Genomic DNA, 26,800 nt, shown 5'->3' with positions numbered 1-26,800 from the left:
AAGTCGTTCGATACAGACGCCCCTGCCGATCATCTCGGTGGGGGCTTCCGTGTCCCCGCCCCACGAACGCCCGCGAAATGGGTTCGCCACTCTCCGGGCCCGGGTGAGACCCTGGGCTCGGTATGTCTACTTCCCTCGCCGACCTTCAGTCCCTGCTGGCCGAGGTGTCGCTGCGCGACTCGCAGCGCCTCGGCCGCCGTCTCGAAGGCGTCCGGCGCATCCGTAAGCCCGAAGCCCGGCAGGCCGTCCTCGACGAGATCGCGGTCGAGGCGGGCAGGTCCGCCGAGCGTGTGCGCGCCCGCGCGGCGCGGATGCCGGCGATCACGTACCCCGAGCAACTGCCCGTCAGTCAGAAGAAGGACGTGATCCTGGAGGCGATACGTGACCACCAGGTCGTGATCGTCGCCGGGGAGACCGGCTCGGGCAAGACCACCCAGATCCCCAAGATGTGCATGGAGCTGGGCCGGGGCGTCCGGGGGATGATCGGGCACACACAGCCGCGCCGGATCGCCGCCCGGACCGTCGCCGAGCGCGTCGCGGACGAGCTGAGGACCCCGCTCGGCGAGGCCGTCGGCTGGAAGGTCCGCTTCACCGACCAGGTGAACCAGGACGCGACCTTCGTCAAGATCATGACGGACGGCATCCTGCTCGCCGAGATCCAGTCGGACCGCGATCTGCGCGCGTACGACACGATCATCATCGACGAGGCCCACGAGCGCAGCCTCAACATCGACTTCCTGCTCGGCTATCTCGCCCAGCTCCTGCCCCGCCGCCCGGATCTGAAGGTCGTCATCACCTCGGCGACGATCGACCCGGAGCGCTTCTCCCGTCACTTCGGCGACGCGCCGATCGTGGAGGTGTCGGGGCGTACGTTCCCGGTCGAGGTCCGCTACCGCCCGCTGCTCGAAGAGGACAGCGACGAGGGCGACCGCGACCAGATCACCGCCATCTGCGACGCCGTCGACGAACTCCAGTCGGAGGGGCCCGGCGATGTCCTGGTCTTCCTCTCCGGCGAGCGCGAGATCCGCGACACCGCCGACGCCCTGGACAAACGCAAGCTCCGGCACACCGAGGTGCTCCCCCTCTACGCGCGCCTCTCGCACGCCGAGCAGCACCGCGTCTTCCAGAGACCCGGCGGCGGCTCGACCCGCAGGATCGTGCTCGCGACGAACGTGGCGGAGACGTCGCTGACCGTGCCGGGCATCAAGTACGTGATCGACCCCGGCACCGCCCGTATCTCCCGCTACTCGCACCGCACCAAGGTCCAGCGCCTGCCGATCGAGCGCATCTCGCAGGCCAGTGCCAATCAGCGCAAGGGCCGCTGCGGGCGTACGTCGGACGGCATCTGCATCCGGCTCTTCTCCGAGGACGACTTCGACGCGCGGCCCGAGTTCACGGACGCCGAGATCCTCCGTACGAACCTGGCATCGGTCATCCTCCAGATGACGTCGGCCGGTCTGGGCGAGATCGAGAAGTTCCCCTTCATCGACCCGCCGGACCACCGCAACATCCGTGACGGCGTCCAACTCCTCCAGGAACTGGGCGCGTTCGACGCCGCGCAGAAGGACCCGCGCAAGCAGCTCACCCAACTCGGCCGCAAACTCTCCCAGTTGCCCGTGGACCCGCGCCTGGCGCGCATGGTCATCGAGGCCGAGCGCAACGGCTGTGTACGCGAGGTGATGGTGATCGCCGCCGCGCTGTCCATCCAGGACCCGCGCGAACGCCCGGCGGAGAAGCAGACCCAGGCCGACCAGCAGCACGCCCGTTTCCGCGACGAGACCTCCGACTTCCTCGCCTTCCTGAACCTCTGGCGCTACATCCGCGAGCAGCAGAAGGCCCGCGGCTCCTCGGCGTTCCGCCGGATGTGCAAGGCGGAGTATCTGAACTTCCTGCGGATCCGCGAGTGGCAGGACATCTACTCCCAACTGCGCACGGTCGCCAAGCAGATGGGCATCAAGTTCGAGGAGAACGACGACGCCCCCGCGCCCGACCAGTCCGTGCACATCTCGCTGCTCTCCGGTCTGCTGTCGCACATCGGCCTGAAGGACGTGAAGGACGGCGCGAAGAACGAGTATGTGGGGGCGCGCAACGCGAAGTTCGCGGTCTTCCCCGGCTCAGCCCTCTTCAAGAAGCCGCCGCGCGTCATCATGTCCGCCGAGCTGGTGGAGACGTCCCGGCTGTGGGCGCGGGTCAACGCGAAGATCGACCCCGACTGGATCGAGCCGCTGGCCCAGCACCTGATCAAGCGCACGTACAGCGAGCCGCACTGGGAGAAGGACCAGGCGGCGGTGATGGCGTACGAGAAGGTCACGCTGTACGGCGTACCGATCGTCGAGCGGCGCAAGGTGAACTTCGGCCGGATCGACGCGGAGGCGTCGCGCGACCTGTTCATCCGCAACGCGCTCGTCGAGGGCGACTGGCGGACGCACCATCAGTTTTTCCATGACAATCGCAAACTTCTGGGCGAGGTCGAGGAGTTGGAGCACCGCGCCCGGCGCCGCGACATCCTCGTGGACGACGAGACGCTGTTCGACTTCTACGACGAGCGGGTGCCCGACCATGTGGTCTCCGGCGCCCACTTCGACTCGTGGTGGAAGCGCAAGCGCGTGGAGGAGCCCGAACTCCTCGACTTCGAGCGCTCGATGCTCATCAACGAGGCGGCGGGCGCCGTCACGAAGGACGACTATCCGGACTCCTGGCGGCAGGGCCGGCTCAAGTTCCGGGTGACGTACCAGTTCGAGCCGGGGGCCGACGCGGACGGCGTCACCGTCCACGTACCGCTCCAGGTGCTCAACCAGATCACCTCCGAGGGCTTCGACTGGCAGATCCCGGGACTGCGCGAGGAGGTGGTGGTGGAGCTGATCCGCTCCCTGCCGAAGCCGATCCGCCGCCACTACGTCCCGGCGCCGAACTACGCGAAGAAGTTCCTGGAGCGCGCCGTGCCCCTTCAGGAAGCGCTTCCCGTGACGCTGGCGCGCGAGCTTCAGCGGATGGTCGGCGTGCCCGTCACGGCGGACGACTTCGATCCCGGCCGGGTGCCGGACCATCTCAAGGTCACCTTCCGGATCGTGGACGAGCGGCGCCGCAAGATCGCCGAGGACAAGGACCTGGAGGCGCTGCGGACCGCGCTCAGGCCCAAGGCCCGCCAGGCGCTCTCACAGGCCGCCGCGGCGGTGGCGGGGCCCACGGGCGAGTCCGTCGAGCGCTCGGGCCTCACCGACTGGACGATCGGCACGCTCAGCCGCACCTTCGAGACCCGGCGGGCCGGCCAGCCGGTCAAGGCGTACCCGGCGCTGGTCGACCAGGGCCAGACCGTGGCCGTACGGCTCTACGACACCGAGGCCGAGCAGCAGCAGGCCATGTGGCAGGGGACGCGGCGGCTGATCCTGCTCAACATCCCGGTCAATCCGGCCAAGTTCGCCTCGGACACCCTCACGAACAAGCAGAAGCTCGCCCTGTCCCGTAATCCGCACGGCTCGATCCAGGGGCTCTTCGAGGACTGCGCGACGGCCGCGGCGGACCGGCTGATCGCCGAGCACGGGGGCCCGGCGTGGGACGAGAAGTCGTACCGCGCGCTGTACGAGAAGGTCCGCGCCGACCTGGTCGACGTGACGGTGCGGACGATCGGCAACGTCGAGCAGATCCTGGCCGCCTGGCAGGCGTGCGAACGGCGGCTGAAGTCCACGAACAGCCTGGTCCTGATCAACAACGTCCAGGACGTGAAGGACCAGCTGGCGGAGCTGATGCCGGCGGGCTTCGTGACGCGTACGGGGCTGCGCAGGCTGCCCGACCTGATGCGCTACCTGGTCGCGGCGGACCGCAGGCTCCAGCAGATGCCGACGAACGTCCAGCGCGACACCACGCGGATGGAGAAGGTCCACGAGATGCGGGACGAGTACGCGTGGCTGCTCGAACAGCTCCCGCGCGGGCGGCCGGTGCCGCGGCAGGTGCTGGACATCCGCTGGATGATCGAGGAGCTGCGGGTGAGCTACTTCGCGCACGCGCTGGGCACGGCGCAGCCGGTGTCGGACAAGCGCATCGTGAAGGCGATCGACGCGGCGGTGCCGTAGCTCCTCGCGGGGGCGCGGATCCGGTTCGACCGCACCCTTCGAGCTGCTGTACAGTCTGTCTTCGCAGCCGCCGGTAGGAACAGCGCACCGGAGCTGCGAATTCTGGTCCTGTGGAGCAGTTTGGAGTGCTCGCCACCCTGTCAAGGTGGAGGCCGCGGGTTCAAATCCCGTCAGGACCGCGTTGTATAGCAGCGGGCCCGCATCCCTTCGGATGCGGGCCCGCTGTCGTGTGAACCCCGGCCCGACACCGCCCGAGGCCGCGCCTGCGGCGGAGCCGCGATCAGACACAGCAAATCCCCTCGGGACCCCGGTGCATGACAGCGCGCTCCAAGCCCCGTTGCCGCGTCTTGGGTTGACGCGTCACCCCGGCGCCGGTAAGTCATCAGCAGGGGCCCTTATCCGAGGGGTGGCGCGCATGGTGGCACCGGCGGCCAGACACGAGACTCGCGCGCTTCTGCGTGCCCATCTGGCGGCTGCTACGAGCTACCGCCACGTCACACGGCACTGCGCGGTCTGCCATCGTCTCCAGCGGCTCGCCATGGAGCCTGCCGCGCCCGCTCCCCCGGACGCCGGAGGCACGACAACCAACAACTCCGCCCCGAACCGCCCACCAGAAGCGGACAGCGACCCTCATTAGGCGCTATGACCGGAGTTGGCAAGAGGTTGCCTCTGTGACGGGTGTCACCGCTCACATTTCCGGAACGGCTGCGCTTACAACCCGCCTACAACCCGCAAATTTCATATGTGCAATTGCACGCCCCCGCAAGCGCTTCCTTCCTCGCCCCAACTCCCGTCCCACCGGCGCCCCGTCGCGGTCCCACGGCACAAAAAAGATCGCGCTGGACCCGGCGGAGTCCAGCGCGATCAAAGTGACTTGCCCCGTGTTGCGGGAGCGTGGGCCCTGTTGGGGCAGGTGCCCGTCGTGTCGTGCGTTGTGTAGCTGTGTGGATCAATGTGGAGCTATGAGGTTGGACGACCGGATTGGGGACCCGGGTGTCCGGTTGGGGTTGGTTGGTTGTCAGCTGTGCCCTGACGAGGCTTTTCAGGCCTCGCTGCGCTGCTGCGGAATACCCGCGAGCAGTGCGCGGACCTCTGCCTCGCGGTACCGGCGATGCCCACCGAGCGTGCGGATGGACGTGAGCTTGCCGGCCTTTGCCCAGCGTGTGACCGTCTTCGGGTCCACGCGGAACATCGTGGCAACCTCAGCCGGGGTCAGCAGCGGCTCGGCATCAGGGGTGCGAGCGGTCATGAGCGGCCTCCTCGGGAGAACCGAACCATCTCGGTTCTTTCCTCTAAATTCTGCACCTTGACCCGCGTTGCCCGAAATGGCGGACGCGGGCCGAGTCGGTTATAGGACGAACGGCTTGTCCTCGGCACTACAACTACACCATCTGTCCAGCCTCGTCGGCCAAACCGATGGAATTGCCCTCTCAGGTGTTCATCAACGACGGAAGCCGATGGACCATGCCATAGCGGACAGTTACGTCGCAGTGACGATCAGTCACAGGAGCAATCAGGAGTCACGAGACCCCCCATAGAACGCAATACTGAGCATTCCACCCTTACTTGGACGGAAGGAGCCCTCCCCGGACTCCTTGTCCTATTTTGACACGAGGGTGGGCGATGGGCGCAAGAGCCCCGTTAGTGCGGTCCGTCACGCTTGAGGCAAACCACCCGGATCGGGGCCTTGGTCCCCCGGCGTGCGACATATGGCCCCCGCGCCCCGGTCCGCGCGACCCTCCGCGCCCGCGCCCGTACGCTCCGTCGAGTACGCCCTCCGGCCCCTCCGCCCCGGCAGCCCTCAGTTGGCGAACTGGCGGTCCCTGACCGCCCGCCAGCGCTCCGCCAGCCGTTCGTACGCCACACTCGCCGCCTCGCCGTCGCCGGCCCGCAGCGCGGCGATCCCGGCCGCCACGTCCGCCGCCGAGCGGTCGTCGGCGAGCTGCGGTCCGGTGAGGGCGTGCACCAGCCCGCCGTAGTCCAGCTCGACCAGCGAGCGGGGGTGGAACTCCTCCAGCCAGCGGCCCACGTCTATGAGGCCCTCGATCAGCGGCCCCTCGTCGACCGACTCCCGCAGCGCCTTCAGCGCGCGCGCCAGCCGCCGCCGCGCCTGGACCATCGGGGTCCGGTAGCGCAGGGCGGGCGCCGTGGGGCCCTCCTCCTCGTACGCCCGGTACTCACGCTCGTCGTCGGCGAAGAGCGTGAACCAGCGCACCGGCACCTGCCAGACCGCCGTCCTGATCCACGGCCGGGCGTCCGGATTGCGCTCCCGCCACTGCTCGAAGTCCGCGGCTGCCTGCTCGCGCACGACCGACGGCAGTACGGCCTCCAGCAACGGCTTCGGCAGGGTGCCGTCCAGCGACTCCAGCGCCAGCCAGCCGCGCAGCCGGGTGCGCCACGGGCAGACGCACACCACGCCGTCCACCTCCGTCACGAACGCGTCGGCGCTCTCGTGCACGGGCACCGGGACCGGCGGCGTGGGCAGCAAGTCGGCCAGGGAGCGCCGCAGTTCGTCCTGTGCGGTCGGTGTGCGCTCCCGGGCCGCGTAACGCGCCCAGTGGCTTCTCTCCGGCTCCGGGAAGGCCGCCAGGGGCTCGTACACCCGCAGGTAGGAGGCGTAAGGGACGAGGAGTGAAGACACCGCTGGCATGGGGCGAATCGTCCCATGCCCGTACCCCCCGGGAGGGTGATCCTGAGCACTGCGTCGGATCTACGTCACGGTAGGACTTACCCTCATGCGCAAACAGTCCCTCCCACACCCCCAGGAGGGCCTACTCACCGCTTCGTACTTGGGAGTCACCACCGTGACCGATGTGACCGGAGCCCCTGTCGCAACTGTCGATGTACTGAACACCCTGTTCCACTCCGAACAGGGTGGCCATGAACAGGTCGTCCTCTGCCAGGACCGCGCCAGCGGGCTCAAGGCAGTCATCGCCCTGCACTCCACCGCCCTGGGCCCCGCCCTCGGCGGCACCCGCTTCTACCCGTACGCCTCCGAGCAGGACGCCGTCGCAGACGCGCTGAACCTGTCGCGGGGGATGTCGTACAAGAACGCCATGGCCGGTCTGGACCACGGCGGCGGCAAGGCCGTGATCATCGGTGACCCCGAGCTGATCAAGACCGAGGAGCTGCTGCTGGCGTACGGCCGTTTCGTGGCCTCGCTCGGCGGCCGTTACGTCACGGCCTGCGACGTCGGCACGTATGTCGCGGACATGGACGTCGTCGCCCGCGAGTGCCGCTGGACGACCGGCCGCTCGCCCGAGAACGGCGGCGCCGGCGACTCCTCCGTACTGACGGCGTTCGGAGTCTTCCAGGGGATGCGCGCGAGCGCCCAGCACCTGTGGGGCGAGCCTTCGCTGCGGGGCCGCAAGGTCGGCATCGCCGGCGTCGGCAAGGTCGGGCACCACCTGGTCGAGCATCTGCTCCAGGACGGCGCCTCCGTCGTGATCACCGACGTACGGGACGAGTCCGTGCTCCGGATCACCGACCGGCACCCCGAGGTCACCGTGGCCGCCGACACCGACGCGCTGATCCGCGCCGAGGGCCTGGACGTCTACGCGCCGTGCGCGCTGGGCGGTGCGCTGAACGACGACTCCGTGCCCGTACTGACCGCGAAGGTGGTGTGCGGGGCGGCCAACAACCAGCTCTCGCACCCCGGTGTCGAGAAGGATCTCGCCGACCGCGGCATCCTCTACGCGCCGGACTACGTGGTGAACGCGGGCGGCGTGATCCAGGTCGCCGACGAGCTGCACGGATTCGACTTCGAGCGGTGCAAGTCGAAGGCCGCGAAGATCTTCGACACCACGCTTTCGATATTCGCACGTGCGAAGGACGACGGGATTCCGCCGGCCGCCGCGGCCGACCGGATCGCCGAGCAGCGCATCTCGGAGGCACGCGCCCGCTGACGTCCCGAGGGGCGATCCGCCGACGCGGACCCACCGCGCGGCTCCGGGGGAGACGAGACTCACCCCCGGTCGGCGGGTCGTCCCTCCAGAAGAGGTTAAAATCGCAGCTGACCAGCGAGGACATCCGTTCTCGCCGGTCCCGCGCCGAGGCGCGTCATGCGGGCGGCGTACCGTATGGCCGCGGAAGCAGGTACCGTTGAAGTCCTAAGGACGGGTCTCTCTGCGGAGAGCTCGTTCTGAAACATGAACGCGTGTCAAGACTCTGGGGCCGTGGAGCCCCGTCACCGAGGGGGTCGAGCCATGGGGCGCGGCCGGGCCAAGGCCAAGCAGACAAAGGTCGCCCGCCAGCTGAAGTACAACAGCGGCGGGACAGACCTGTCGCGTCTGGCCAATGAGCTGGGCGCATCGCCTTCGAGTCAACCGCCGAACGCGGAGCCGTTCGAGGATGACGACGAGGAAGATGACCCGTACGCACAGTACGCGGAGCTGTACAACGACGACGATGAGGACGATGAGTCCGGCCCGTCGTCACAGCGCCGCGGCGCTTGACGTACGTACACCTCAAAAAGAAATCACCCATGTGACCCGGTCCGGGCTCCCCGGACCGGGTTTCACCATGACACCGGCGACCCGTCGCCGGACCTGAATCAGCTCGCATAGTCCCCGGTCAGCGCCGCGCCCGTGCTCGCGGGGCCGGTGCTCTCGCGGTCCACGACACCGCCGGCCACCCAGGCGTCCACGCCCCGGTCGGCGAGAGTGGTGAGCGCCGTGTCCACCGATTCCGCGGGGACGACGGCGATCATGCCGACGCCCATGTTGAGCGTCTTCTCCAGCTCCGTACGCTCCACCTGGCCCGCCGAGCCGATCAGGTCGAAGACCGCGCCGGGCGCCCACGTGGAACGGTCCACCGTCGCGTGCAGATGGTCGGGGACGACCCGCGCCAGGTTGTTGGCAAGGCCGCCGCCGGTGATGTGGCTGAAAGCGTGCACCTCGGTGGTCCTGGTCAGCGCCAGACAGTCCAGCGAGTAGATCTTGGTGGGCTCCAGCAGCTCCGCGCCGAGCGTGCGGCCGAACTCGGCCACCTCGCGCTCCAGCGACCAGCCGAGCCGGTCGAACACGACATGCCGGACGAGTGAGTACCCGTTGGAGTGAAGCCCGGAGGACGCCATGGCGATCACGACGTCACCCGTACGGATACGATCCGCGCCCAGCAGCCGGTCCGCCTCGACCACTCCCGTACCGGCGCCGGCGACGTCGAAGTCGTCCTCGCCGAGGAGGCCGGGGTGCTCGGCGGTCTCGCCGCCCACGAGCGCGCAGCCCGCCAGCACACAGCCCTCGGCGATGCCCTTGACGATGGCGGCGACCCGCTCGGGGAACACCTTGCCGACGCAGATGTAGTCGGTCATGAACAGCGGTTCGGCGCCGCACACCACCAGGTCGTCGACGACCATGCCGACGAGGTCGTGGCCGATCGTGTCGTAGACGCCCATCTTGCGCGCCAGGTCCACCTTCGTACCGACGCCGTCGGTGGCCGAGGCGAGCAGCGGGCGCTCGTAGCGCTTGAGCGCGGAGGCGTCGAAGAGGCCCGCGAAGCCGCCGAGACCGCCGACGGTCTCGGGGCGCTGGGTCTTCTTCACCCACTCCTTCATCAGCTCGACGGCGCGGTCGCCGGCCTCGATGTCGACGCCCGCGGCGGCGTAGGAGGCACCGGAGGATTCAGCTGGCATGTCGGAGAGCTTTCGTGTCAGTGCTGCGGAGATTCGGTTCGGATCCGTGGGGTTCGGGGCGTGGCCGCAGGCCGCCGCGACCGGTGGAAGGAGGGTCGCGGCGGGCCGTACGGGCACGTTCACGGGCGCTCATGGCGCTGTTACGGCCGCCTGAGCGCGTCGGCGGCGTCGGCGCCGCCCGCCAGCTCGGTCTCCAGCAGCTGCTTGCCGAGGAGTTCCGGATCGGGCAGGTCCATCGGGTACTCGCCGTCGAAGCAGGCGCGGCAGAGGTTCGGCTTGGCGATGGTGGTCGCCTCGATCATGCCGTCGATGGAGATGTACGAGAGGGAGTCGGCGCCCAGTGACGTGCCGATCTCCTCGATGGACATGCCGTTGGCGATCAGCTCCGCGCGCGTGGCGAAGTCGATGCCGAAGAAGCACGGCCACTTCACCGGCGGGGACGAGATCCGGATGTGGACCTCGGCGGCGCCGGCCTCGCGGAGCATCTTGACGAGGGCGCGCTGGGTGTTGCCGCGGACGATCGAGTCGTCGACGACCACCAGACGCTTGCCCCTGATGACCTCTTTAAGAGGATTGAGCTTCAGCCTGATGCCGAGTTGGCGGATGGTCTGCGAGGGCTGGATGAAGGTCCGGCCCACGTACGCGTTCTTCACCAGTCCGGAGCCGTACGGGATGCCGCTCGCCTCCGCGTAACCGATCGCGGCGGGGGTGCCGGACTCCGGTGTCGCTATGACGAGGTCGGCCTCGGCGGGCGCTTCCTTGGCGAGTTTCCGCCCCATCTCCACCCGGGAGAGGTAGACGTTCCGCCCGGCGATGTCGGTGTCGGGGCGGGCCAGATACACGTACTCGAAGACACAGCCCTTGGGCTTCGCTTCAGCGAATCGCGAGCTACGGAGACCGTTCTCGTCGATGGCGATCAGCTCGCCGGGCTCGATCTCCCGGACATAGGCGGCACCGCAGATGTCGAGGGCGGCGCTCTCGGAGGCCACCACCCAGCCGCGCTCCAGCCGGCCGAGGACCAGCGGGCGGATGCCCTGCGGGTCGCGGGCGGCGTACAGGGTGTGCTCGTCCATGAAGACGAGCGAGAAGGCGCCCTTGGCGTGCGGCAGGACCTGAGGCGCGGCCTGTTCGACGGTGAGGGGCTTGCCGTCGTCGTCCGTCTGTCCGGCGAGGAGCGCCGTGATCAGGTCGGTGTCGTTGGTCGCCGCGACGCGGGTCGTGCGGCCGTTCTCCTTGGGCAGATCGGCGACCAGTCCGGCGAGCTCGGCCGTGTTGACCAGATTGCCGTTGTGGCCGAGCGCGATGGAGCCGTGAGCGGTTGCTCTGAAGGTCGGCTGCGCGTTCTCCCACACCGAGGCTCCGGTGGTGGAGTAGCGGGCGTGACCCACGGCGATATGGCCTTGGAGAGAGCCGAGGGAAGTTTCGTCGAAGACCTGTGAGACAAGGCCCATGTCCTTGAAGACAAGGATCTGGGAGCCGTTGCTCACTGCGATGCCCGCGGACTCCTGTCCGCGGTGTTGCAGTGCATACAGTCCGAAGTAGGTGAGCTTGGCGACCTCTTCACCGGGGGCCCAGACTCCGAAGACGCCGCAAGCGTCCTGAGGGCCCTTCTCGCCGGGGAGCAGGTCGTGGCTGAGTCGTCCATCACCACGAGGCACGCCACCGAGTGTAGGCGAGATCGACCGCTGGTCCGAATGCGGTACGTACGTGGGCCGTGAGGTGGACGGTGAAGTGGGCCGGCGGCGTGTCGCCACCGGCCCACTCGGGGAGGTCCCCGTCCACCGGGGAAAACCGTGTCGTCACTACTTCGCGGCGGCCCCGGCACCCGCGCTGAGGCCCTCGCCGTCGGCCGTCTTCAGGGTCAGCTCACGGTGGTGCACCTCATACGTCACCTGGCCCTTGAGCACCTTCGTCAGCTCCTGCTCCACCGACATTCCGGGCTCCGGGCAGAGCTTCCTGGTGGATTTGAGCGGTCCGAAGGTGATCGTGGAGCTCGAGACCTTCGCGGACGCCGAGAATCCGTTGCAGCCGAGGTTGCCGCTCACGGTGCCGTCCTTGGCGAAGGTGAGCGTCGCCTTCGGGGCCTCGCCCTTCTTGTCCTTGGGCAGCGAGCGGGCCGTGCCGTCGGAGACGAGGGAGGTGACGGCCCAGCCGGTGCCCACGAGCGGCGCCGGCTTCTCGGCGGTCAGGGCGATGGAGTCGCCCCCGTCGGTGGTGAGGGTGAGCTTCTTGTCCTCGACCTCGGCCTTGACCTTGCCCGCGAAGGCGTCGCCGAGTGCCTTCTCGAAGGCGGCCAGCTCCTCGGGGCAGCCGATCTTCGTCGTCGGCAGCCGCTCACCGAAAGTGATCGTGTCGCCGTCGATGGTGACCTTCGCCCCGACGCCGTTGCAGCCGGTCCGGGCACTGGCGGTGCCCTTGGAGTCGATCTTCAGGCTGGCGTCGGCGGGGGCGGCGGTCTTCTTGCCGTCGACGCTGAAGCTCTCGATGCTCCAGCGCACGTCGGTCAGGGGAAGTTCGGTCTCGACCGCGCTGCCGGCATCGGCCGCCCCTTCGGACTCTCTGCCGGTCTCGGTGCCGCAGCCGGCGAGGGCGAGGAGGGCCAGGGTCGTGAGGGCGGTGACGGTGGTCACTGGCTGTTTCCGCATACCGGTGTGACGAGGCGCACCGGGGTCTGGTTCCGTACGGATCCCGGGGAGGCGGATCGGTCAGCTCATGACGGGGAGCAGCGGACCGAGATCCGCGCGCTCGCCACTGGCGCTGACCTGGGACGATTCCAGCGCCTCGAACCAGGTCGTACGTCCGGTGGCGAGCCGCAGCCAGGTGAGCGGGTCCGTCTCCACGACGTTGGGCGGGGTGCCCCGGGTGTGCCGGGGGCCCTCCACGCACTGCACGACGGCGTACGGCGGGATCCGCACCTCCGTCGAGGCGCCGGGCGCCTTCGCCGCGAGCGCGTCGGCGAGCAGCCGGGTGCAGGCGGCGAGCGCCTGCCGGTCGAGGGGGATGTCGAGCCCGGCGGCGCGGTTCAGGTCGTCGGTGTGGACGACGAGTTCCACGGTGCGGGTGACCAGGAAGTCCCCGAGGCGCATGGCCCCGACCCGGATGGCGATCAGCCGGTCGGCCGGGGCGTCCGCCAGCAGCGCCGTGATCCGGCCGGCCGTGCGCGCGAACAGCTCGGCGGGCTCGGCGGAGGCCGCGTACGCCTTGACGTCGTCGGAGATCGGGGCGGCGTACGCGGCCGTGGCGAACGCCCACTCGGGCAGGCCCACCTCGACGGCGGGCGGCGCGGGCTGCTCCAGGGCGCGGCTGACGCTCTCGACGCCGAAGCACAGGTGCGCGGCCAGTTCGCGTACGGTCCAGTCGCCGAGGCCGGCGGGCAGGGCGAGCTGTTCGGGGGTGAGGGCGAGGACCGCTTCGCGCACGTGGGCGAACTGGGTGAGGACGGCGGTACGGGTCTTGGCGGAGTCGTAACTGCGCTGTCTGCGCTTCATGGCCGGTGGCATGTCCGGGAGGCTAATCGAGGCTCGGCGCGGGCGACGTCTCGCCCCGTGTCCCGCCCGGTGCCTCGTCCCGCGCCTCCTCCCCCGTCTCGTCCCCCGTCTCGTCCCCCGCGGTGAACGACTCCCCGTTGGCCGGGACGCCGATGCCGCGCCAGGTGAAGGGGACACCACGCGCCGTGTCCAGGTCGGGACCGTCCATCAGCTGGAAGTGCACGTGCGGCTCGGTGGAGTTGCCGGTGTTGCCGCACGCGGCGATCCGCTGCCCCGCCCGCACCCGGTCGCCGGCGGCGACGGTCGCCGAACCCTGCTTGAGATGCGCGTACATGGCGTACGTGCCGTCACCGAGGTCCAGGACGATGTGATTGCCGACGATCCACGACGGACCGGCCGTCTCCCGCAGCGAGGCCTCGATCAGCATCATCCAGACGAGCGCGGGCAGCGAGGTCCGGGTCAGATGGTCGCGGCGCCCGCTCAGGACACGGACGACGGTCGCGTCGGCCACGGCCAGTACGGGGGCGCCGAAGGCCGGGTAGTGGCTGTTCCCGCGTACGAGCGGCCACAGCTTCGCGAACGGCGGACGGGGGTCGGGGTCCGGCGCGGCCAGGATGTCGATGGCGTACGTCTGGCCGTAGGTGTGCAGGCCATGGCTGGGCACCTTGGTCGCCGGGCTGTTGAGCGCGAGCCAGCGCCCGGACACCGGCGCCCCGGTCTCCACGGGGGCGGGGGCGGTGCTCCCCTTCATCGCGCGGGCGGTGCGCCGCCCCTGGATGACCAGCACGGCCCCGGCGAACACGGCCGGGGGGAAGAGCAGCCAGAGCGGCGGGTCCCAGCCGACGAAGATCATGCCCAGGACCAGGACGACGACGAGCAGCAGACAGCAGCGGGCCAGGATCGCGGCCAGTTTCCGTATGGACATGGTGCGGGTCACCTCGGGTCTCCGGTAAATCTGCGACGGGGTCGGAACGGGGTCTGGGCGGGGTCAAAACGGGGTCCGCGGCACGGCCGGCCGCGCGGTCCGCCGCGCGGTTCAATTCCTGGCGGCGGACAGCATCACCAGCAGCGGTACGACACGGGCGGGCGGCACCTCGTACCGTCCGCGCCCCGTCGTCTGGAGCCAGCCCGCGCCGGTCAGCTGGCGCAGATGGTGGTAGATCTGGCCGGTGGTGCCTATGTCGTCCAGCGCGGTCAGTTCGGCGGCGGTGCGCAGACCGCCGAGGATCTCGCGCAGCAGCCGGAGCCGTACGGCGTGCCCGAGCGCCGCGAAGCAGTCGACGGTCACCGACCAGTCGGCGTCGAGGAGTTGGCCGGTCAGCTCGGTGAACTGCCACCGGTAGTGCTGCTCGGTCGGCAGCCGTACCGAGCCCGTGTAGGTCACACCGCCGTCGGGGACCTCCAGCTCCGCGAGTTGTTCCTCAAGTTGCTGAAGCGGCCGGAAGGCGTCGTCGGCCATCGGCCCCGGCCGCTCCCCTCGCGGCGGCCGGGACGGGCTCTCCCCTTCCTCCAGCGCGGCAAGGCGGCGTTCCAGCTCGGCGACGCGTTCTTCAAGCTCCATCTCCACGCTCCATGATGAGAAGTTACGTAATTACGTAATCGAAAGCAAGCTGTTGTCGCGTCCGGACACGACGAAGCCCCCGCCCGGTTCGGTGCGAACCGGGCGGGGGCTTCAGGATGCCGCTCAGGCCAGCAGTGCCTCGATCGTGCCCTCGTGCGCCGCCCGCAGCTCGCTCAGCGCGATGCTGAACTCGCCCTGGACCTCGATCTCGTCACCGTCCACCACACCGATCCGGGTCGCGGGCAGCCCACGCGCCCCGCACATGTCGGTGAAGCGCAGCTCCTCGCTGCGCGGCACGGCCACGACCGCGCGCCCGGCCGACTCGCTGAACAGCGCGGTGAACGCGTCGAGCCCTTCCGGCACGACCAGCCGCGCGCCCTTGCCGCCCCGTAGGCACGATTCGGTGACGGCCTGGATCAGACCGCCGTCGCTCAGGTCGTGCGCCGCGTCGATCATGCCGTCGCGCGATCCCGAGATCAGGATCTCGCCGAGCAGCCTCTCCCGGTCCAGGTCCACCTTCGGCGGCAGTCCGCCCAGATGGTCGTGGACCACCTGCGACCACGCCGACCCGCCGAACTCCTCGCGGGTGTCGCCGAGCAGATAGAGGAGCTGCCCCTCTTCCGCGAAGGCGATCGGCGTACGGCGCGTGACGTCGTCGATCACACCGAGCACGGCCACGACCGGCGTCGGGTGGATCGCGGTCTCGCCGGTCTGGTTGTAGAGCGAGACGTTGCCGCCGGTGACCGGCGTGCCCAACTGGAGGCAGCCGTCGGCGAGTCCGCGTGTCGCCTCGGCGAACTGCCACATGACGGCCGGGTCCTCGGGCGAGCCGAAGTTCAGACAGTCGGAGATGGCGAGCGGCTTGGCGCCGGAGGCGGCGACGTTGCGGTACGCCTCGGCCAGCGCGAGCTGCGCGCCCGCGTACGGGTCGAGCTTGGCGAACCGGCCGTTGCCGTCCGTCGCCATCGCCACACCGAGGTTGGTGGACTCGTCGATACGGACCATGCCCGCGTCCTCGGGCTGCGCGAGGACGGTGTTGCCCTGGACGAAGCGGTCGTACTGGTCGGTGATCCACGCCTTGGACGCCTGGTTGGGCGAGCCGACCAGCCTGAGCACCTGCTCCCGCAGCTCGGCCGCGCTCGCGGGCCGGGCGAGCTTGTTGGCGTCGTCGGCCTGGAGCGCGTCCTGCCAGTCGGGACGGGCGTACGGCCGCTGGTAGACCGGGCCGTCGTGCGCCACGGAGCGCGGCGGCACGTCCACGATCTGCTCGCCGTGCCAGAAGATCTCCAGCCGGGTGCCCTCGGTGACCTCACCGATGACCGTCGCGATGACGTCCCACTTCTCGCAGATCTCCATGAACCGGTCGACCTTGTCGGGCTCGACGACCGCGCACATGCGTTCCTGCGACTCGCTCATGAGGATTTCCTCGGGCGAGAGCGACGAGTCACGCAGCGGTACGGTGTCCAGCTCGACCCGCATCCCGCCGGAGCCGGCCGACGCCAGCTCGCTCGTCGCGCAGGAGAGACCGGCGCCGCCGAGGTCCTGGATACCGGCGACCAGCTTCTCGGCGAAGATCTCCAGGGTGCACTCGATGAGGAGCTTCTCCTGGAACGGGTCGCCCACCTGGACGGCGGGGCGCTTGGTCGGCTTCTGGTCGTCGAAGGTCTCGGACGCCAGCACCGAGACGCCGCCGATGCCGTCGCCACCGGTCCGGGCGCCGTACAGGATCACCTTGTTGCCGGGGCCCGACGCCTGCGCGAGGTGGATGTCCTCGTGCTTCATCACGCCGATGCAGCCCGCGTTGACCAGCGGATTGCCCTGGTAGCAGGGGTCGAAGACGACCTCGCCGCCGATGTTCGGCAGGCCCAGGCAGTTGCCGTAACCGCCGATGCCGGCGACGACCCCGGGCAGCACCCGCCGGGTGTCGGGGTGGTCGGCCGCGCCGAAGCGCAGCGGGTCCACGACGGCGACCGGGCGGGCGCCCATGGCGAGGATGTCGCGGACGATGCCGCCGACGCCGGTGGCCGCGCCCTGGTAGGGCTCGATGTACGAGGGGTGGTTGTGCGACTCGACCTTGAAGGTGACCGCGTACCCCTGGCCGACGTCCACGACGCCCGCGTTCTCGCCGATGCCGACGAGCATCGCGTCGCTGGCGGGGGCCTTGTCGCCGAACTGCTTGAGATGCACCTTGCTGCTCTTGTACGAGCAGTGCTCGGACCACATCACCGAGTACATGGCCAGCTCGGCGCCGGTCGGCCGGCGCTCCAGGATCTCGCGGATCCGCGCGTACTCGTCCTCCTTGAGGCCGAGTTCCTTCCAGGGCTGGTCGACGTCGGGCGTCCCCGTCGCGTGCTTGACGGTGTCCAGGTTCTTGATCGTCATCAGGCGCTTACCAGCTTCTTCAGGATCGAGGTGAAGAATCCGAGCCCGTCGGTACGGCCCGTACCGATCAGCGGTTCCACGGCGTGCTCGGGGTGCGGCATCAGACCGACGACATTGCCCGCCGCGTTGGTGATGCCCGCGATGTCGCGCAGCGAGCCGTTCGGATTGCCGTCCAGATAACGGAAGGCGACGCGGCCTTCGGCCTCCAGCTCGTCCAGCACGCTCTCGGCGGCCACGTACCGGCCGTCGATGTTCTTCAGCGGTACGGAGATCTCCTGGCCGGCCGCGTAGTCGGCGGTCCACGCGGTCGCCGCGTTCTCCACCCGCAGCTTCTGGTCGCGGCAGATGAAGTGCAGATGGTTGTTGCGGAGCATCGCGCCCGGCAGCAGATGCGATTCGGTCAGGATCTGGAAGCCGTTGCAGATCCCCAGGACCGGCATGCCGCCCTTCGCCTGCTCGATGATCGTCTCCATCACCGGCGAGAATCGGGAAATGGCGCCGGCGCGCAGATAGTCGCCGTAGCTGAATCCACCCGCCAGGACGACGGCGTCGACCTGCTTGATGTCCTTGTCACGGTGCCAGAGCGAGACGGGCTCGGCTCCGGCGATGCGGACAGCGCGAAGACTGTCGCGGTCGTCGAGTGTGCCGGGGAAAGTGACGACTCCGATACGAGTGGTCACGACTCCACCTTTACGACGAAGTCCTCGATGACGGTGTTGGCGAGGAACGTCTCGGCCATCTCATGGATGCGGGCGAGGGCGGCCTCGTCGACCGGGCCCTGCACCTCCAGCTCGAAACGCTTTCCCTGGCGGACGTCCGCGATCCCGTCGAAACCCAGCCGGGGCAGTGCGCGCTGCACTGCTTGTCCTTGCGGGTCGAGGATCTCCGGCTTGAGCATGACGTCGACTACGACGCGTGCCACTGGCACTCCCGGTGGTGTGGTGCGGCTGTGTGCAGCTGTCTGCGGCTGTGGTTCTGACCGGGGAATCCCCCGACCCCCCGAGTGCCATCAGCGTACCCGTACACAAAATCTACGCGAGTAGATATCCACACAGTGCCGGACTCTCCACCGATCTCCGTCGATATCGCACCGTGAGACCGCACGGAAAAATCCAGGAAAAAACTCGCCCCCGCCATTGCCGTCGGACACGCTGATGCAATTGGCTGGGCTTCACAATGCGAGGCGGTTCGCTGTACAAAGGAATAGAGCAAAATGTCGCATTGCCCCTAAACAGCCGGAAGGCCGGTATCGCCGCACGTCAGCCATGTTTCAGAAGCATGCGCCCGACGAGGCGGCTGCCGCACGAAAGGACCGATATCCGTGGCGCAGCGCGTAGTGGTCACGCTCTCCGACGACATCAGCGGCGGAGAAGCGGCGGAAACGGTCTCGTTCGGCCTCGACGGGAAGTCGTACGAGATCGACCTCAATCCCGCCAATGCCAAGAAACTGCGCAAGGCCCTGGCCCCCTACCTGGAGGCGGGCCGGCGGCAGACGCACGCCGGAAAGAACCGCAAGTCCTACCGGCACACGGCCCTCGCGCCCGACCCGGCGGCCGTACGCGCGTGGGCGCTCTCCCACCGGATGGAGGTACCGGCCCGCGGCCGGATCCCCAAGCGGGTCTACGAGGCGTTCCGCGAGGCGAGTTGAGGACGGCTCAGGCCGGCTGAGGGGCCGTCCGGCCGGAGAGCGGCCGGGCCGGGCTCGCGGGGGATCGGAGTTGCACAGCACCCCCAGCCATCGGCTAGAGTCTGGAGCACGCCGAAGGGCAAGGCCGAAAAGCCGAACCCCACGCAGCGTGCGGGTGTAGTTCAGTAGTAGAACGCCCCCTTTCCAAGGGGGAGGCGCAGTGTGCGATTCCTGTCACCCGCTCTGCATCACATCGAAGGTTCGTCGTTGATGGACGATGCACTGCGGACGTAGCTCAGTTGGTAGAGCGCAACCTTGCCAAGGTTGAGGTCGCCAGTTCGAACCTGGTCGTCCGCTCCGTATCGAAGGCCCCGGTCACTTGTGACCGGGGCCTTCGTCGTGTTTCCGGCGCCCCCTCCCCCGATGACATTTGTCATGAGCAGCGGTGACAGCGCGCACTGCTCCCGGGCCCGATCCGGCGGAAGTCTTGAAGGCATGACACGAACTCTGGGAGACCACGGAGCGAGGGCCACGGACATGGACTGGAACGTCATCGAGGTGGAGCAGGTCCGGCGTACCTACGCCGGAGGATTCCAAGCGGTGAACGACATCTCGTTCTCCGTCGGGGAGGGCGAGCTGTTCGCCCTGCTCGGGACGAACGGCGCGGGCAAGACGTCCACCGTCGAGATGCTGGAGGGCCTCGCCCGCCCCAGCGGCGGCTCGGTGCGGGTGCTCGGGCACGACCCGTACACGGAGCGGGCCCTGGTCCGGCGGCGGACCGGGGTGATGCTCCAGGAGGGCGGCTTCCCGAGCGACCTGACCGTCAAGGAGACCATCCAGATGTGGGCGGGCTGCACGAGCGGCGCCCGGCCCACCGGTGAGGCGCTCGACCTCGTGGGCCTGGGAAAGCGCGTCGGCGTACGGGTCAAGCAGCTGTCCGGCGGTGAGAAGCGCCGGCTGGACCTGGCGCTGGCGCTCCTCGGCCGGCCCGAGGTGCTGTTCCTCGACGAGCCGACGACCGGTCTGGACGCCGAGGGACGGCGGGACACCTGGGACCTGGTGCAGGCGCTGCGCGACGGCGGCACCACCGTCCTGCTGACCACGCACTACCTGGAGGAGGCCGAGGGCCTCGCGGACCGGCTGGCGATCATGCACGAGGGACGCATCGTGATCTCCGGGACACCGTCGGAGGTGACGGCGTCCCGCCCGGCCCGGATCCGGTTCAAGCTGCCCGCGGGGGTGGAGCCGGGGCAGCTGCCGCTCACGCTGATGGCGGGGGCCGACGGCCGGCAGATCGAGATCCGCACCCAGCAGCTCCAGCACGATCTGGCCGAACTGCTGCGCTGGGCCGAAGAGTTGAACGTACCCCTGGACGGACTCGATGCCCGTTCCGCCTCGCTCGAAGAGGCGTTCCTGGACATCGCGGCACAGCGCATGGGAGCCGGGACCCCCGGCACCGACAGCATCACGGGAGAGGCGGTCTCGGTATGAGTACGACAGTCGCACAGAATCGGGAGACGGCCGCCGAAGGCGGGACGACGACCAGCGCGGGACGGCTCGGCGCGCTCGCGCGGGCCGAGATGACCCTGTTCGTCCGCAACAAGACGATGCTCGTCACCGCCCTGCTCCTGCCGGTCGGCATGCTCTTCTCGACCAAGGCGTCGCTGAAGAACGTCAACCTGGACGGGACCGGGCTGAGCGTCACCGATGTGGCACTGACGGGTGGCATCGGCATGGTGCTGCTCCTGGTCGTCTACATGAACCTCACCTCCGCGTACACCGCCCGGCGCGAGGAACTGGTGCTCAAGCGGCTCCGTACGGGCGAGGTCACCGACCGCGAGATCCTGGCGGGGACAGCGCTGCCGGCCGGCGCCCTGGCGCTCACGCAGTGTGTGCTGATGATCGTCGTCGGGATCGCGTTCCTGGACATGAGCGCCCCGCAGCGGCCCGAGCTGCTGGTCCTGGGTGTGCTGGTGGGGATCGGGCTCATGGCGGCGCTGGCGGCGGCCTCGGCCGGCTTCACCCGTACCGTGGAGAGCGCGCAGATCAGCATTCTGCCGATGCTCCTGATCTCGTCCTTGGGATCGGGCCTGTTCGTGCCGCTGGCGGCGCTGCCCGACAAGGTCGCCATGGTCTGCGAGATGCTGCCGATGACCGGGGTCGTGACGCTGGTGCGGGCCGGCTGGCTGGGCGGTACGTCCAGCGGCGACCTCATGATGGCGGGACTGAATGCCCTGGTCTGGAGTGTGCTGTCCGTGTTTGCTGTGAAGCAGTGGTTCCGCTGGGAGCCGCGCCGCTGAGTGACGCGACGCTGAGTGACGCACCGCTGAGTGACGCGACGCTGAGTGACGCACCGCTGAGTGACGCGTCGGCCACCGGACCGGTGACGGTCGGGGGGCCGGCGGCGGTTACGGTCACGAGGCCGGCGGCGGTCACGGAACCGGTGACGGTCACGGGGCCGGAGCGGCGAGGGTGGCGGTCGGCGAGGCCGTCTTCTTCGCTCGGCCGAGGGCAGAAGAAACCGAGACGGAGCGAGAGCGCGGAAGGGACGACATGGCGAAGGTGCTCAGCAAGACGGGCTCGTGGCGGGGCAAGAGCAAGCCGGCCAAGGTCGAGATCTACACCCGGTGGACCTTCCATCTCTTCGCGGTCGTCGAGATCGGCGCGATCGGGATAGTGGTGGCCTCGCGCACCGCGGCCCCGGTGAGCGGCTGGTTCCTGCTGCTTGTCTGCGCCCACGCGATCGTGGCGGGCGTCACGAGTTCGTACGCGCTGTCCTGGGCGCTCGGCAGGCGGCCCCGGCCGGTCCGGCTCCTGGTCGCGACGGCCGTGCTGACCACCATCGGCGGTGTCCTCGCCATCAGCGTCTACCCCCCGAACCCGGACAACGTGGAGGACGCGGAGGCGATCGCCTCCCTGCTGGTCAGCTTCACCGCTTTCGGCGTCGCCTCGCTGATCATCGGCGTCAGCCGGGTGCGGAACATGCTGCTGACCGTGCTGTCCGTCGTGGTGCTGACGGCGCTGGTCGGCCTGGTGGTGGGACTGCCGTCCGTCGCCATCCTCGGCTGTGTTCTCGGCGTGCTGATCGCGGGGCTGGCCCTGGCCTTCACCAGTGGTTTCTCGGTGTGGCTGGTCCGGTCCGTGTGGGAACTGGACAGCGCCCGCGAACTCCAGTCCCGGCTCGCCGTCGCCGAGGAGCGGCTGCGCTTCGGCCGTGACATGCACGACGTGATGGGCCGCAATCTGGCGGTGATCGCGCTCAAGAGCGAACTGGCCGTCCAGCTGGCGGAGCGCGGCGGCACCGAGAAGGCCGCCGAGCAGATGGCCGAGGTGCAGCGGATCGCGCGGGAGTCGCAGCGGGAGGTACGGGCGGTCGTGCGGGGGTACCGGGAGGTCGACCTGCACACCGAACTGGAAGGCGCGCGCGGCGTGTTGAAGGCCGCCGGGATCGGTTTCGAGCTGAGTGTGGACGACGGGGCGGGTGCCGAAGAGGGGGCCCGCGCGCTGACGCCCGAGGCGCAGTCGGCCCTCGGGTGGGTGATGCGGGAGGCCGCGACGAACGTGCTGCGGCACGGGGACGCGCGGCACTGCACGGTGCGGTTGACGGTACGGGAGGGGAACGACGCGGTGCTGGTCGTGGAGAACGACGGGCTGCCCGAAGAGGGCATTCTGGGCCGGATGGGCGCGGGCGGTACGCCGAGGACGGCGGGCACCGGACTCGCCGGGCTGCGCGAGCGGCTGGCGAAGCTGGGCGGCACGCTGGAGGCCGGCCCGGTGGCGGACGCGCGCTTTCGGCTGACGGCGCGGGTACCGCTGCCGACGGTCGCGGCGGCGGCGCCGGTGGCCGGGGCTTCGGACACAGACGGGGACCTGGACGGGAACCTGGACCGGGACATGGACGGGGCCGTGGGCGACGCGGTGGTGGAGTCGGCCACCGCGCCGGGATCCGCGGCCCCGCCCGTGCCCTCCTCCGGCTCCCCCTCCCCGTCCCCGTCCGTGCCCGTCTCGGGCGAGGTGGCCAGATGACCCCTGTACGTGTCCTGCTCGCCGACGACGAGCATCTGATCCGGGGCGCGCTGGCCGCGCTCCTCGGTCTGGAAGAGGATCTGACCGTCGTCGCCGAGGCCGCCTCCGGGCCCGAGGCGCTGGCGATGGCCCTGGCCCACCGTCCGGACGTCGCCGTGCTCGACCTCCAGATGCCGGGCGCCGACGGTGTGAAGGTCGCCACATCCATCCGGCAGGAACTGCCCAACTGCCGGACCATGATCGTCACGAGCCACGGCCGGCCCGGCCATCTGAAGCGGGCCCTCGCGGCGGGCGTGCGTGGCTTCGTACCGAAGACCGTCAGCGCCCGGCAGCTCGCCGAGATCATCCGTACCGTGCACGCCGGAAACCGCCACGTGGACCCGGAGTTGGCCGCCGACGCGATCTCGGCCGGGGACTCGCCGCTCACCGCGCGCGAGGCCGAGGTGCTGGAGCTGGCCGCCGACGGGGCGCCGATCGCCGACATCGCGGCGTGGGCCTCGCTCTCGCAGGGCACCGTGCGGAATTACCTGTCGTCGGCCGCGTCCAAACTGGGGGCGGAGAACCGGCATACGGCGGTGCGTCTCGCCCGCGAGCGAGGTTGGGTATAGTGGGCTGCGCGCCACGGCGCACGCGGACGTAGCTCAGTTGGTAGAGCGCAACCTTGCCAAGGTTGAGGTCGCCAGTTCGAACCTGGTCGTCCGCTCAGCACAGGAACCCCCGGCCGAATCATCGGCCGGGGGTTCCGCGTTGTCGCCTCGGGGGCTACCAGCGGGTGCCGGTGAGGAGTTCGTACGCCTCCAGGTACTTGGCGCGCGTCGCGTCCACCACCTCGGCCGGCAGCTCCGGCGGCGGCTGCTCGCTCGCGCGGTCCCAGCCGGACGCGGACGAGGTCAGCCAGTCGCGTACGTACTGCTTGTCGTACGACGGCTGCGCGTGGCCCGGCTCCCAGCTCGAAGCCGGCCAGAAGCGCGAGGAGTCCGGGGTCAGCACCTCGTCGGCGAGCACCAGTTGGTCGTCGGCGTCGAAGCCGAACTCGAACTTCGTGTCGGCGAGGATGATGCCCCGGTCGCGGGCGATGTCGCGGGCGCGGCCGTAGACGTCGAGCGTCGTACGGCGCAGCAGCGCGGCGGTCTCCGCGCCGACCTGGCGGGCGACCTCCTCGTACGACACGTTCTCGTCGTGGTCGCCGACCGCGGCCTTCGTGGCGGGCGTGAAGATCGGCCCCGGCAGCTCCGAGCCGTCGACCAGGCCCTCGGGGAGGGCGAGTCCGCAGACGGTGCGGGTCTGCTCGTACTCGGCGAGGCCGGAGCCGGTGAGATAGCCGCGGGCCACGCACTCGACGGGAGCCATCCGCAGCGACCGGCAGATCAGGGTGCGGCCGGCCCAGTGGGCGGGGGCGCCGTCGGGGAGGTCGGTGGAGATGACGTGGTTGGGCGCGAGATCGGTGAGCTTGTCGAACCACCAGAGCGACAGCTGGGTCAACACCCGTCCCTTGTCGGGGATCTCGGTGGGCAGGACCCAGTCGTACGCGGAGATGCGGTCGCTGGCGACCATCACGAGGTCGCCCGCCTCGTTCCGGTACAGGTCGCGCACCTTGCCGGTGTGCAGATGCACCAGGCCCGGTACCTGAAGGGGCTCGGGCTTCTCTACGAATCCGGACACGGTTCCTCGTTCCTCGCCGTGGGTGCTTTGCGGTTCCTCGCCGTGGTGCTTTGCGCTGCCGATTCTCCCGTACGACGGTCGTCGGGCGCGCGTGGGGGCGGGGCGGCGCGGAGCGGCGCCGCGTCAGTCGCGTTTGCAGATGCGGTCGAGGAGATTCGCCGTCGCGCGCTGGACGCGCGGATCGACATGGCCGGGCCGGTCCAGCGCGGGCGACCAGGCGAAGGTCCCCGAGGCGAAGACGAGGGCGCCGGAGGGGGCCCGGTAGAGCGAAGTCTCCTGGTGGCGAAGGGTGTTGCCGGCGTCCCGGTACGGCGAGTGGGCCAGCAGCATCCGTTCGTCGTGCTCGGGCAGCGCCGTACGCGGGAAGTAGCGGTCCGCCTCACCGGCGACCAGGCCGGGAAGCTCGTCGCCCTCGGCGGCGCCGGTGGCGTCCCAGAACCAGTGCTCCGCGTTCCGTACGACCATCGGGTGCGGCTCGGGGACCCGGCCCACGTACTGGATCCCGAGCAGCTGCTGCTCCGGCTTGTCGACCTCCCGCCAGAGCGCCGGGCGGCCGGGGCCGTGGCGCTTACGGCAGGTGAGCAGACGGTCGGGGACGCCGGAGGGGGACGGGCCCAGCTCGACCTGCCAGTACATGGTGTTGGCGGAGAGGAAGACCAGCGAGGTGCCGTGCTCGCGCGCCTGCTCGACGGTACGGCGCATGGGGATCGACCAGTACTCGTCGTGGCCCGGGAAGACCAGGCCCCGGTAGCGGGTCGGGTCGATCAGGCCGGCGTGCAGATCGCGGGCGTCGGCGTACGCGATGTCGTAGCCGTAGCGCTCGGCCCAGCGGATGAAGTCGTAGGCGTGGCCGACGTGGATGGGCAGGCCGGCGCCCGCGTACGGGCGGTCGAAGGAGACGGTGATCGCCGCGTCCTCCTCGCCGAGGAGCCGGCCCTGCTCGTCCCAGGCGTGGTAGAGGCTGGCGCCGAGGTGGCCGTCCTCCGGGTAGAGGTTGTACGCCTGCCAGGTGATGTCGGGGAGCAGGAGCAGCAGGTCGGCGGGGTGGGTGTCGCGGACCGTGAAGGGGATGTGGGAGCGGTAGCCGTCGGTGGTGGTGAGGACGGCGACGTACGCGCCGAGCGACCAGTACGACGGGATCTGGAGGCGCCAGGACAGCCACCAGTGGTGGCAGGAGACCGTGCGCTCGGCGGCGAGCGGGGCGGACTGGACGATGCCGGAGAGACGGGGGCTGGTGGTGATCTTGCGGGCGCCCTCGCCGCCGTAGTGCCCGATCCGGTAGACGTCCACCGAGAACGGCTGGGGCGGATCGACGGTGATGTGGAAGTCGATCGACTCGCCGGGCGCGGCGGCGCCGACCGACGCGAAGCCCTTGATCTGGCGGTGGACGTCGTCGGCGGTGTGGGGGCCGCCCCGGTCGCGCCCGAGGGTCGGGTCCGCGTACCAGGGCACGAGATGGCCCGTGTCGTCGAAGTAGTTCTCGCTGCCGCGCAGCCAGGGCACCGGTCCCTGGCCGAAGGGATCGGAGACGGCGTGGGCGAGCGCGCCCGACTCCCACCGTCGGATGTGATCGGCGCACATTGGCGCGCCCCTCCCTGGAAACCCGTGCAGGTGTTGGCGGTTGGTCGACTGCCGGTGGGCGGGCCGCCGTTGGGGGGCGGCCCGTGTCAGCGTCGACCTCCAGCACATCACATAACGCACGCGCTCCGTCACCGTTCGTCGCGAATGGAAGCGACCGGAAATAGCGGGAAGGGGTGGGAACGGGGCGGAACACCCGCCTCCGGATGGGCGGTTGACCGGAGAACGCCACACCGAAGACACCACTGACCGCCGCCGGGCCGGGGGTTGGCGACCAATCACGCATGGCGAGTCGCCTCCGATCCGCCGTGCCCGATCCAGCTCCGGCTGGATCGGCGACGGGGGTCGGTCGTGACCGACCTCACACTGGTGGGTGGGGCTTGGTGGGGGTGGGGGGCCGGTGTCGGGTCGGGGTCTGGGGTCGGGGCCGGGCGGGCCTGGCTCGACTCGGCGTCCGATCGCATCTCGGGCCGGCTAGGGGTCGGCTGGCCGACTTCTCCGGCCTGGCGTCACCGGACGGACGGGCCACTTCGGCCCGGCCCGGCTCGACCCGGCGTCAGATTGGCACCTCGGGTCGGTGTCGGGCCAGCCTGGGGCCGGCAGGCCGACTTCTCCGGCCGACGTCGGACTGGACGGACAGGCCCCTTCCGGCCCCCGGGCCTCGGATCGACCTGTCGGTCTCCCCGAGCCGTGCGTCGAACCAGAGAGTCGGGTCACTTCGGCCCGCCTCGGATCGGCCTGACGGTTCGCCCGTGCCCGGCGTCAGACCGGACG

22 protein-coding genes and 4 tRNA genes are annotated in these 26,800 nt (G+C 69.7%); 13 read left to right on the top strand and 13 right to left on the bottom strand.

Annotated elements, in window-relative coordinates; genetic code table 11:
• Window positions 1-122 precede the first annotated feature (122 nt).
• The 3 genes from hrpA to ACFYNU_RS21510 all read left to right on the top strand — a co-directional run bounded on the left by hrpA (window position 123) and on the right by ACFYNU_RS21510 (window position 4,707).
• A complete protein-coding gene (hrpA, locus tag ACFYNU_RS21520; RefSeq protein ID WP_356595996.1) occupies window positions 123-4,070 on the top strand; it encodes an ATP-dependent RNA helicase HrpA in 3,948 nt (1,315 codons plus the stop codon).
• 104 nt (window positions 4,071-4,174) lie between these two features.
• A tRNA-Asp gene (locus ACFYNU_RS21515) sits at window positions 4,175-4,249 on the top strand.
• Between the two features lie 32 nt (window positions 4,250-4,281).
• Window positions 4,282-4,707, top strand: coding sequence for a DUF6274 family protein (locus ACFYNU_RS21510; protein WP_388767015.1), 426 nt, complete (start codon window positions 4,282-4,284; stop codon window positions 4,705-4,707).
• Between the two features lie 405 nt (window positions 4,708-5,112).
• Here the strand turns inward: ACFYNU_RS21510 and bldC are convergent, their stop codons facing one another.
• Window positions 5,113-5,319 carry a developmental transcriptional regulator BldC gene (bldC, locus tag ACFYNU_RS21505; protein ID WP_003949541.1) on the bottom strand — a complete coding sequence of 69 codons (207 nt, stop codon included), beginning with the start codon at window positions 5,317-5,319 and terminating at the stop codon, window positions 5,113-5,115.
• 552 nt (window positions 5,320-5,871) lie between these two features.
• Entirely contained in the window at window positions 5,872-6,720 is an 849-nt protein-coding gene (locus tag ACFYNU_RS21500) for a hypothetical protein (protein ID WP_356590692.1), read from the bottom strand.
• Between the two features lie 154 nt (window positions 6,721-6,874).
• Here ACFYNU_RS21500 and ACFYNU_RS21495 point away from each other — a divergent pair, with 154 nt between their 5' ends.
• Together ACFYNU_RS21495 and ACFYNU_RS21490 are read left to right on the top strand one after the other, a co-directional pair.
• Window positions 6,875-7,975, top strand: a complete 1,101-nt coding sequence (locus ACFYNU_RS21495) for a Glu/Leu/Phe/Val dehydrogenase dimerization domain-containing protein (protein WP_356590690.1) — start codon at window positions 6,875-6,877, stop codon at window positions 7,973-7,975.
• A 300-nt stretch (window positions 7,976-8,275) separates the two neighbouring features.
• Complete coding sequence (locus ACFYNU_RS21490; RefSeq protein WP_356590688.1) at window positions 8,276-8,524, top strand: DUF3073 domain-containing protein; 249 nt, start codon at window positions 8,276-8,278, stop codon at window positions 8,522-8,524.
• A gap of 98 nt (window positions 8,525-8,622) precedes the next feature.
• Here the strand turns inward: ACFYNU_RS21490 and purM are convergent, their stop codons facing one another.
• From purM to purS, 9 genes are all read right to left on the bottom strand, one after another.
• Window positions 8,623-9,702 carry a phosphoribosylformylglycinamidine cyclo-ligase gene (gene purM, locus ACFYNU_RS21485; RefSeq protein WP_356590686.1) on the bottom strand — a complete coding sequence of 360 codons (1,080 nt, stop codon included), beginning with the start codon at window positions 9,700-9,702 and terminating at the stop codon, window positions 8,623-8,625.
• A 140-nt stretch (window positions 9,703-9,842) separates the two neighbouring features.
• The gene (gene purF, locus ACFYNU_RS21480; protein ID WP_356590684.1) at window positions 9,843-11,360 is read right to left on the bottom strand and encodes an amidophosphoribosyltransferase; all 1,518 of its coding nucleotides are present in this window, start codon (window positions 11,358-11,360) and stop codon (window positions 9,843-9,845) included.
• A gap of 144 nt (window positions 11,361-11,504) precedes the next feature.
• Window positions 11,505-12,332 carry an META domain-containing protein gene (locus tag ACFYNU_RS21475; protein WP_356590682.1) on the bottom strand — a complete coding sequence of 276 codons (828 nt, stop codon included), beginning with the start codon at window positions 12,330-12,332 and terminating at the stop codon, window positions 11,505-11,507.
• 75 nt (window positions 12,333-12,407) lie between these two features.
• Complete coding sequence (locus tag ACFYNU_RS21470) at window positions 12,408-13,202, bottom strand: sterol carrier family protein (protein ID WP_356590680.1); 795 nt, start codon at window positions 13,200-13,202, stop codon at window positions 12,408-12,410.
• Between the two features lie 10 nt (window positions 13,203-13,212).
• Window positions 13,213-14,115 (bottom strand): M23 family metallopeptidase, encoded by a 903-nt coding sequence (locus tag ACFYNU_RS21465; protein WP_356590678.1) that lies wholly within the window; start codon window positions 14,113-14,115, stop codon window positions 13,213-13,215.
• A 111-nt stretch (window positions 14,116-14,226) separates the two neighbouring features.
• Window positions 14,227-14,751 carry an ArsR family transcriptional regulator gene (locus ACFYNU_RS21460; protein ID WP_356590676.1) on the bottom strand — a complete coding sequence of 175 codons (525 nt, stop codon included), beginning with the start codon at window positions 14,749-14,751 and terminating at the stop codon, window positions 14,227-14,229.
• Between the two features lie 123 nt (window positions 14,752-14,874).
• The gene (purL, locus tag ACFYNU_RS21455) at window positions 14,875-17,133 is read right to left on the bottom strand and encodes a phosphoribosylformylglycinamidine synthase subunit PurL (protein ID WP_356590674.1); all 2,259 of its coding nucleotides are present in this window, start codon (window positions 17,131-17,133) and stop codon (window positions 14,875-14,877) included.
• Entirely contained in the window at window positions 17,133-17,813 is a 681-nt protein-coding gene (gene purQ, locus ACFYNU_RS21450; RefSeq protein ID WP_356590672.1) for a phosphoribosylformylglycinamidine synthase subunit PurQ, read from the bottom strand. The genes purL and purQ overlap by 1 nt, the downstream gene beginning before the upstream one ends.
• On the bottom strand, window positions 17,810-18,055 hold the full coding sequence (purS, locus tag ACFYNU_RS21445; RefSeq protein ID WP_031230836.1) for a phosphoribosylformylglycinamidine synthase subunit PurS: 246 nt from the start codon (window positions 18,053-18,055) through the stop codon (window positions 17,810-17,812). The genes purQ and purS overlap by 4 nt, the downstream gene beginning before the upstream one ends.
• Window positions 18,056-18,454: 399 nt before the next feature.
• Here purS and ACFYNU_RS21440 point away from each other — a divergent pair, with 399 nt between their 5' ends.
• From ACFYNU_RS21440 to ACFYNU_RS21405, 8 genes are all read left to right on the top strand, one after another.
• On the top strand, window positions 18,455-18,781 hold the full coding sequence (locus ACFYNU_RS21440; RefSeq protein ID WP_171908496.1) for an Lsr2 family protein: 327 nt from the start codon (window positions 18,455-18,457) through the stop codon (window positions 18,779-18,781).
• 150 nt (window positions 18,782-18,931) lie between these two features.
• Window positions 18,932-19,003 (top strand) — tRNA-Gly (locus tag ACFYNU_RS21435).
• A 41-nt stretch (window positions 19,004-19,044) separates the two neighbouring features.
• Window positions 19,045-19,117: transfer RNA gene (locus tag ACFYNU_RS21430), tRNA-Gly, on the top strand.
• A gap of 138 nt (window positions 19,118-19,255) precedes the next feature.
• Window positions 19,256-20,251: an ABC transporter ATP-binding protein gene (locus ACFYNU_RS21425; RefSeq protein ID WP_356590669.1), complete on the top strand. Its 996-nt coding sequence runs from the start codon at window positions 19,256-19,258 to the stop codon at window positions 20,249-20,251.
• Window positions 20,248-21,060, top strand: a complete 813-nt coding sequence (locus ACFYNU_RS21420; protein ID WP_356590667.1) for an ABC transporter permease — start codon at window positions 20,248-20,250, stop codon at window positions 21,058-21,060. Before ACFYNU_RS21425 ends, ACFYNU_RS21420 begins: the two co-directional genes overlap by 4 nt.
• A gap of 253 nt (window positions 21,061-21,313) precedes the next feature.
• A complete protein-coding gene (locus tag ACFYNU_RS21415) occupies window positions 21,314-22,786 on the top strand; it encodes a histidine kinase (RefSeq protein ID WP_356590665.1) in 1,473 nt (490 codons plus the stop codon).
• Complete coding sequence (locus ACFYNU_RS21410) at window positions 22,783-23,394, top strand: response regulator transcription factor (protein WP_356590663.1); 612 nt, start codon at window positions 22,783-22,785, stop codon at window positions 23,392-23,394. Before ACFYNU_RS21415 ends, ACFYNU_RS21410 begins: the two co-directional genes overlap by 4 nt.
• Window positions 23,395-23,416: 22 nt before the next feature.
• A tRNA-Gly gene (locus tag ACFYNU_RS21405) sits at window positions 23,417-23,489 on the top strand.
• A 59-nt stretch (window positions 23,490-23,548) separates the two neighbouring features.
• On the opposite strand, the gene ACFYNU_RS21400 is transcribed toward ACFYNU_RS21405, so the two are convergent.
• Together ACFYNU_RS21400 and ACFYNU_RS21395 are read right to left on the bottom strand one after the other, a co-directional pair.
• Entirely contained in the window at window positions 23,549-24,448 is a 900-nt protein-coding gene (locus tag ACFYNU_RS21400; protein WP_356590661.1) for a phosphoribosylaminoimidazolesuccinocarboxamide synthase, read from the bottom strand.
• Window positions 24,449-24,571: 123 nt separating this feature from the next.
• Window positions 24,572-26,029: a N,N-dimethylformamidase beta subunit family domain-containing protein gene (locus ACFYNU_RS21395; RefSeq protein WP_356590659.1), complete on the bottom strand. Its 1,458-nt coding sequence runs from the start codon at window positions 26,027-26,029 to the stop codon at window positions 24,572-24,574.
• Window positions 26,030-26,800: the final 771 nt, after the last annotated feature.

The organism is Streptomyces sp. NPDC006643, from assembly GCF_042870175.1.
In the GTDB taxonomy this organism is placed as follows: Bacteria; Actinomycetota; Actinomycetes; order Streptomycetales; family Streptomycetaceae; genus Streptomyces.
The sequence above is the reverse complement of the archived record's forward strand: the minus strand, read 5'-3'. Positions and strand labels throughout refer to the sequence as shown.

What these genes read in the sequence shown, in the direction of transcription:
- hrpA (WP_356595996.1), top strand. Translation starts at nt 123, where the DNA reads ATGTCTACTTCCCTCGCCGACCTTCAGTCCCTGCTGGCCGAGGTGTCG.
- ACFYNU_RS21510 (WP_388767015.1), top strand. Translation starts at nt 4,282, where the DNA reads ATGCGGGCCCGCTGTCGTGTGAACCCCGGCCCGACACCGCCCGAGGCC.
- bldC (WP_003949541.1), bottom strand. Translation starts at nt 5,319, where the DNA reads ATGACCGCTCGCACCCCTGATGCCGAGCCGCTGCTGACCCCGGCTGAG.
- ACFYNU_RS21500 (WP_356590692.1), bottom strand. Translation starts at nt 6,720, where the DNA reads ATGCCAGCGGTGTCTTCACTCCTCGTCCCTTACGCCTCCTACCTGCGG.
- ACFYNU_RS21490 (WP_356590688.1), top strand. Translation starts at nt 8,276, where the DNA reads ATGGGGCGCGGCCGGGCCAAGGCCAAGCAGACAAAGGTCGCCCGCCAG.
- purM (WP_356590686.1), bottom strand. Translation starts at nt 9,702, where the DNA reads ATGCCAGCTGAATCCTCCGGTGCCTCCTACGCCGCCGCGGGCGTCGAC.
- ACFYNU_RS21470 (WP_356590680.1), bottom strand. Translation starts at nt 13,202, where the DNA reads ATGCCACCGGCCATGAAGCGCAGACAGCGCAGTTACGACTCCGCCAAG.
- ACFYNU_RS21465 (WP_356590678.1), bottom strand. Translation starts at nt 14,115, where the DNA reads ATGTCCATACGGAAACTGGCCGCGATCCTGGCCCGCTGCTGTCTGCTG.
- ACFYNU_RS21460 (WP_356590676.1), bottom strand. Translation starts at nt 14,751, where the DNA reads ATGGAGCTTGAAGAACGCGTCGCCGAGCTGGAACGCCGCCTTGCCGCG.
- purL (WP_356590674.1), bottom strand. Translation starts at nt 17,133, where the DNA reads ATGACGATCAAGAACCTGGACACCGTCAAGCACGCGACGGGGACGCCC.
- ACFYNU_RS21425 (WP_356590669.1), top strand. Translation starts at nt 19,256, where the DNA reads ATGACACGAACTCTGGGAGACCACGGAGCGAGGGCCACGGACATGGAC.
- ACFYNU_RS21420 (WP_356590667.1), top strand. Translation starts at nt 20,248, where the DNA reads ATGAGTACGACAGTCGCACAGAATCGGGAGACGGCCGCCGAAGGCGGG.
- ACFYNU_RS21415 (WP_356590665.1), top strand. Translation starts at nt 21,314, where the DNA reads ATGGCGAAGGTGCTCAGCAAGACGGGCTCGTGGCGGGGCAAGAGCAAG.
- ACFYNU_RS21410 (WP_356590663.1), top strand. Translation starts at nt 22,783, where the DNA reads ATGACCCCTGTACGTGTCCTGCTCGCCGACGACGAGCATCTGATCCGG.
- ACFYNU_RS21395 (WP_356590659.1), bottom strand. Translation starts at nt 26,029, where the DNA reads ATGTGCGCCGATCACATCCGACGGTGGGAGTCGGGCGCGCTCGCCCAC.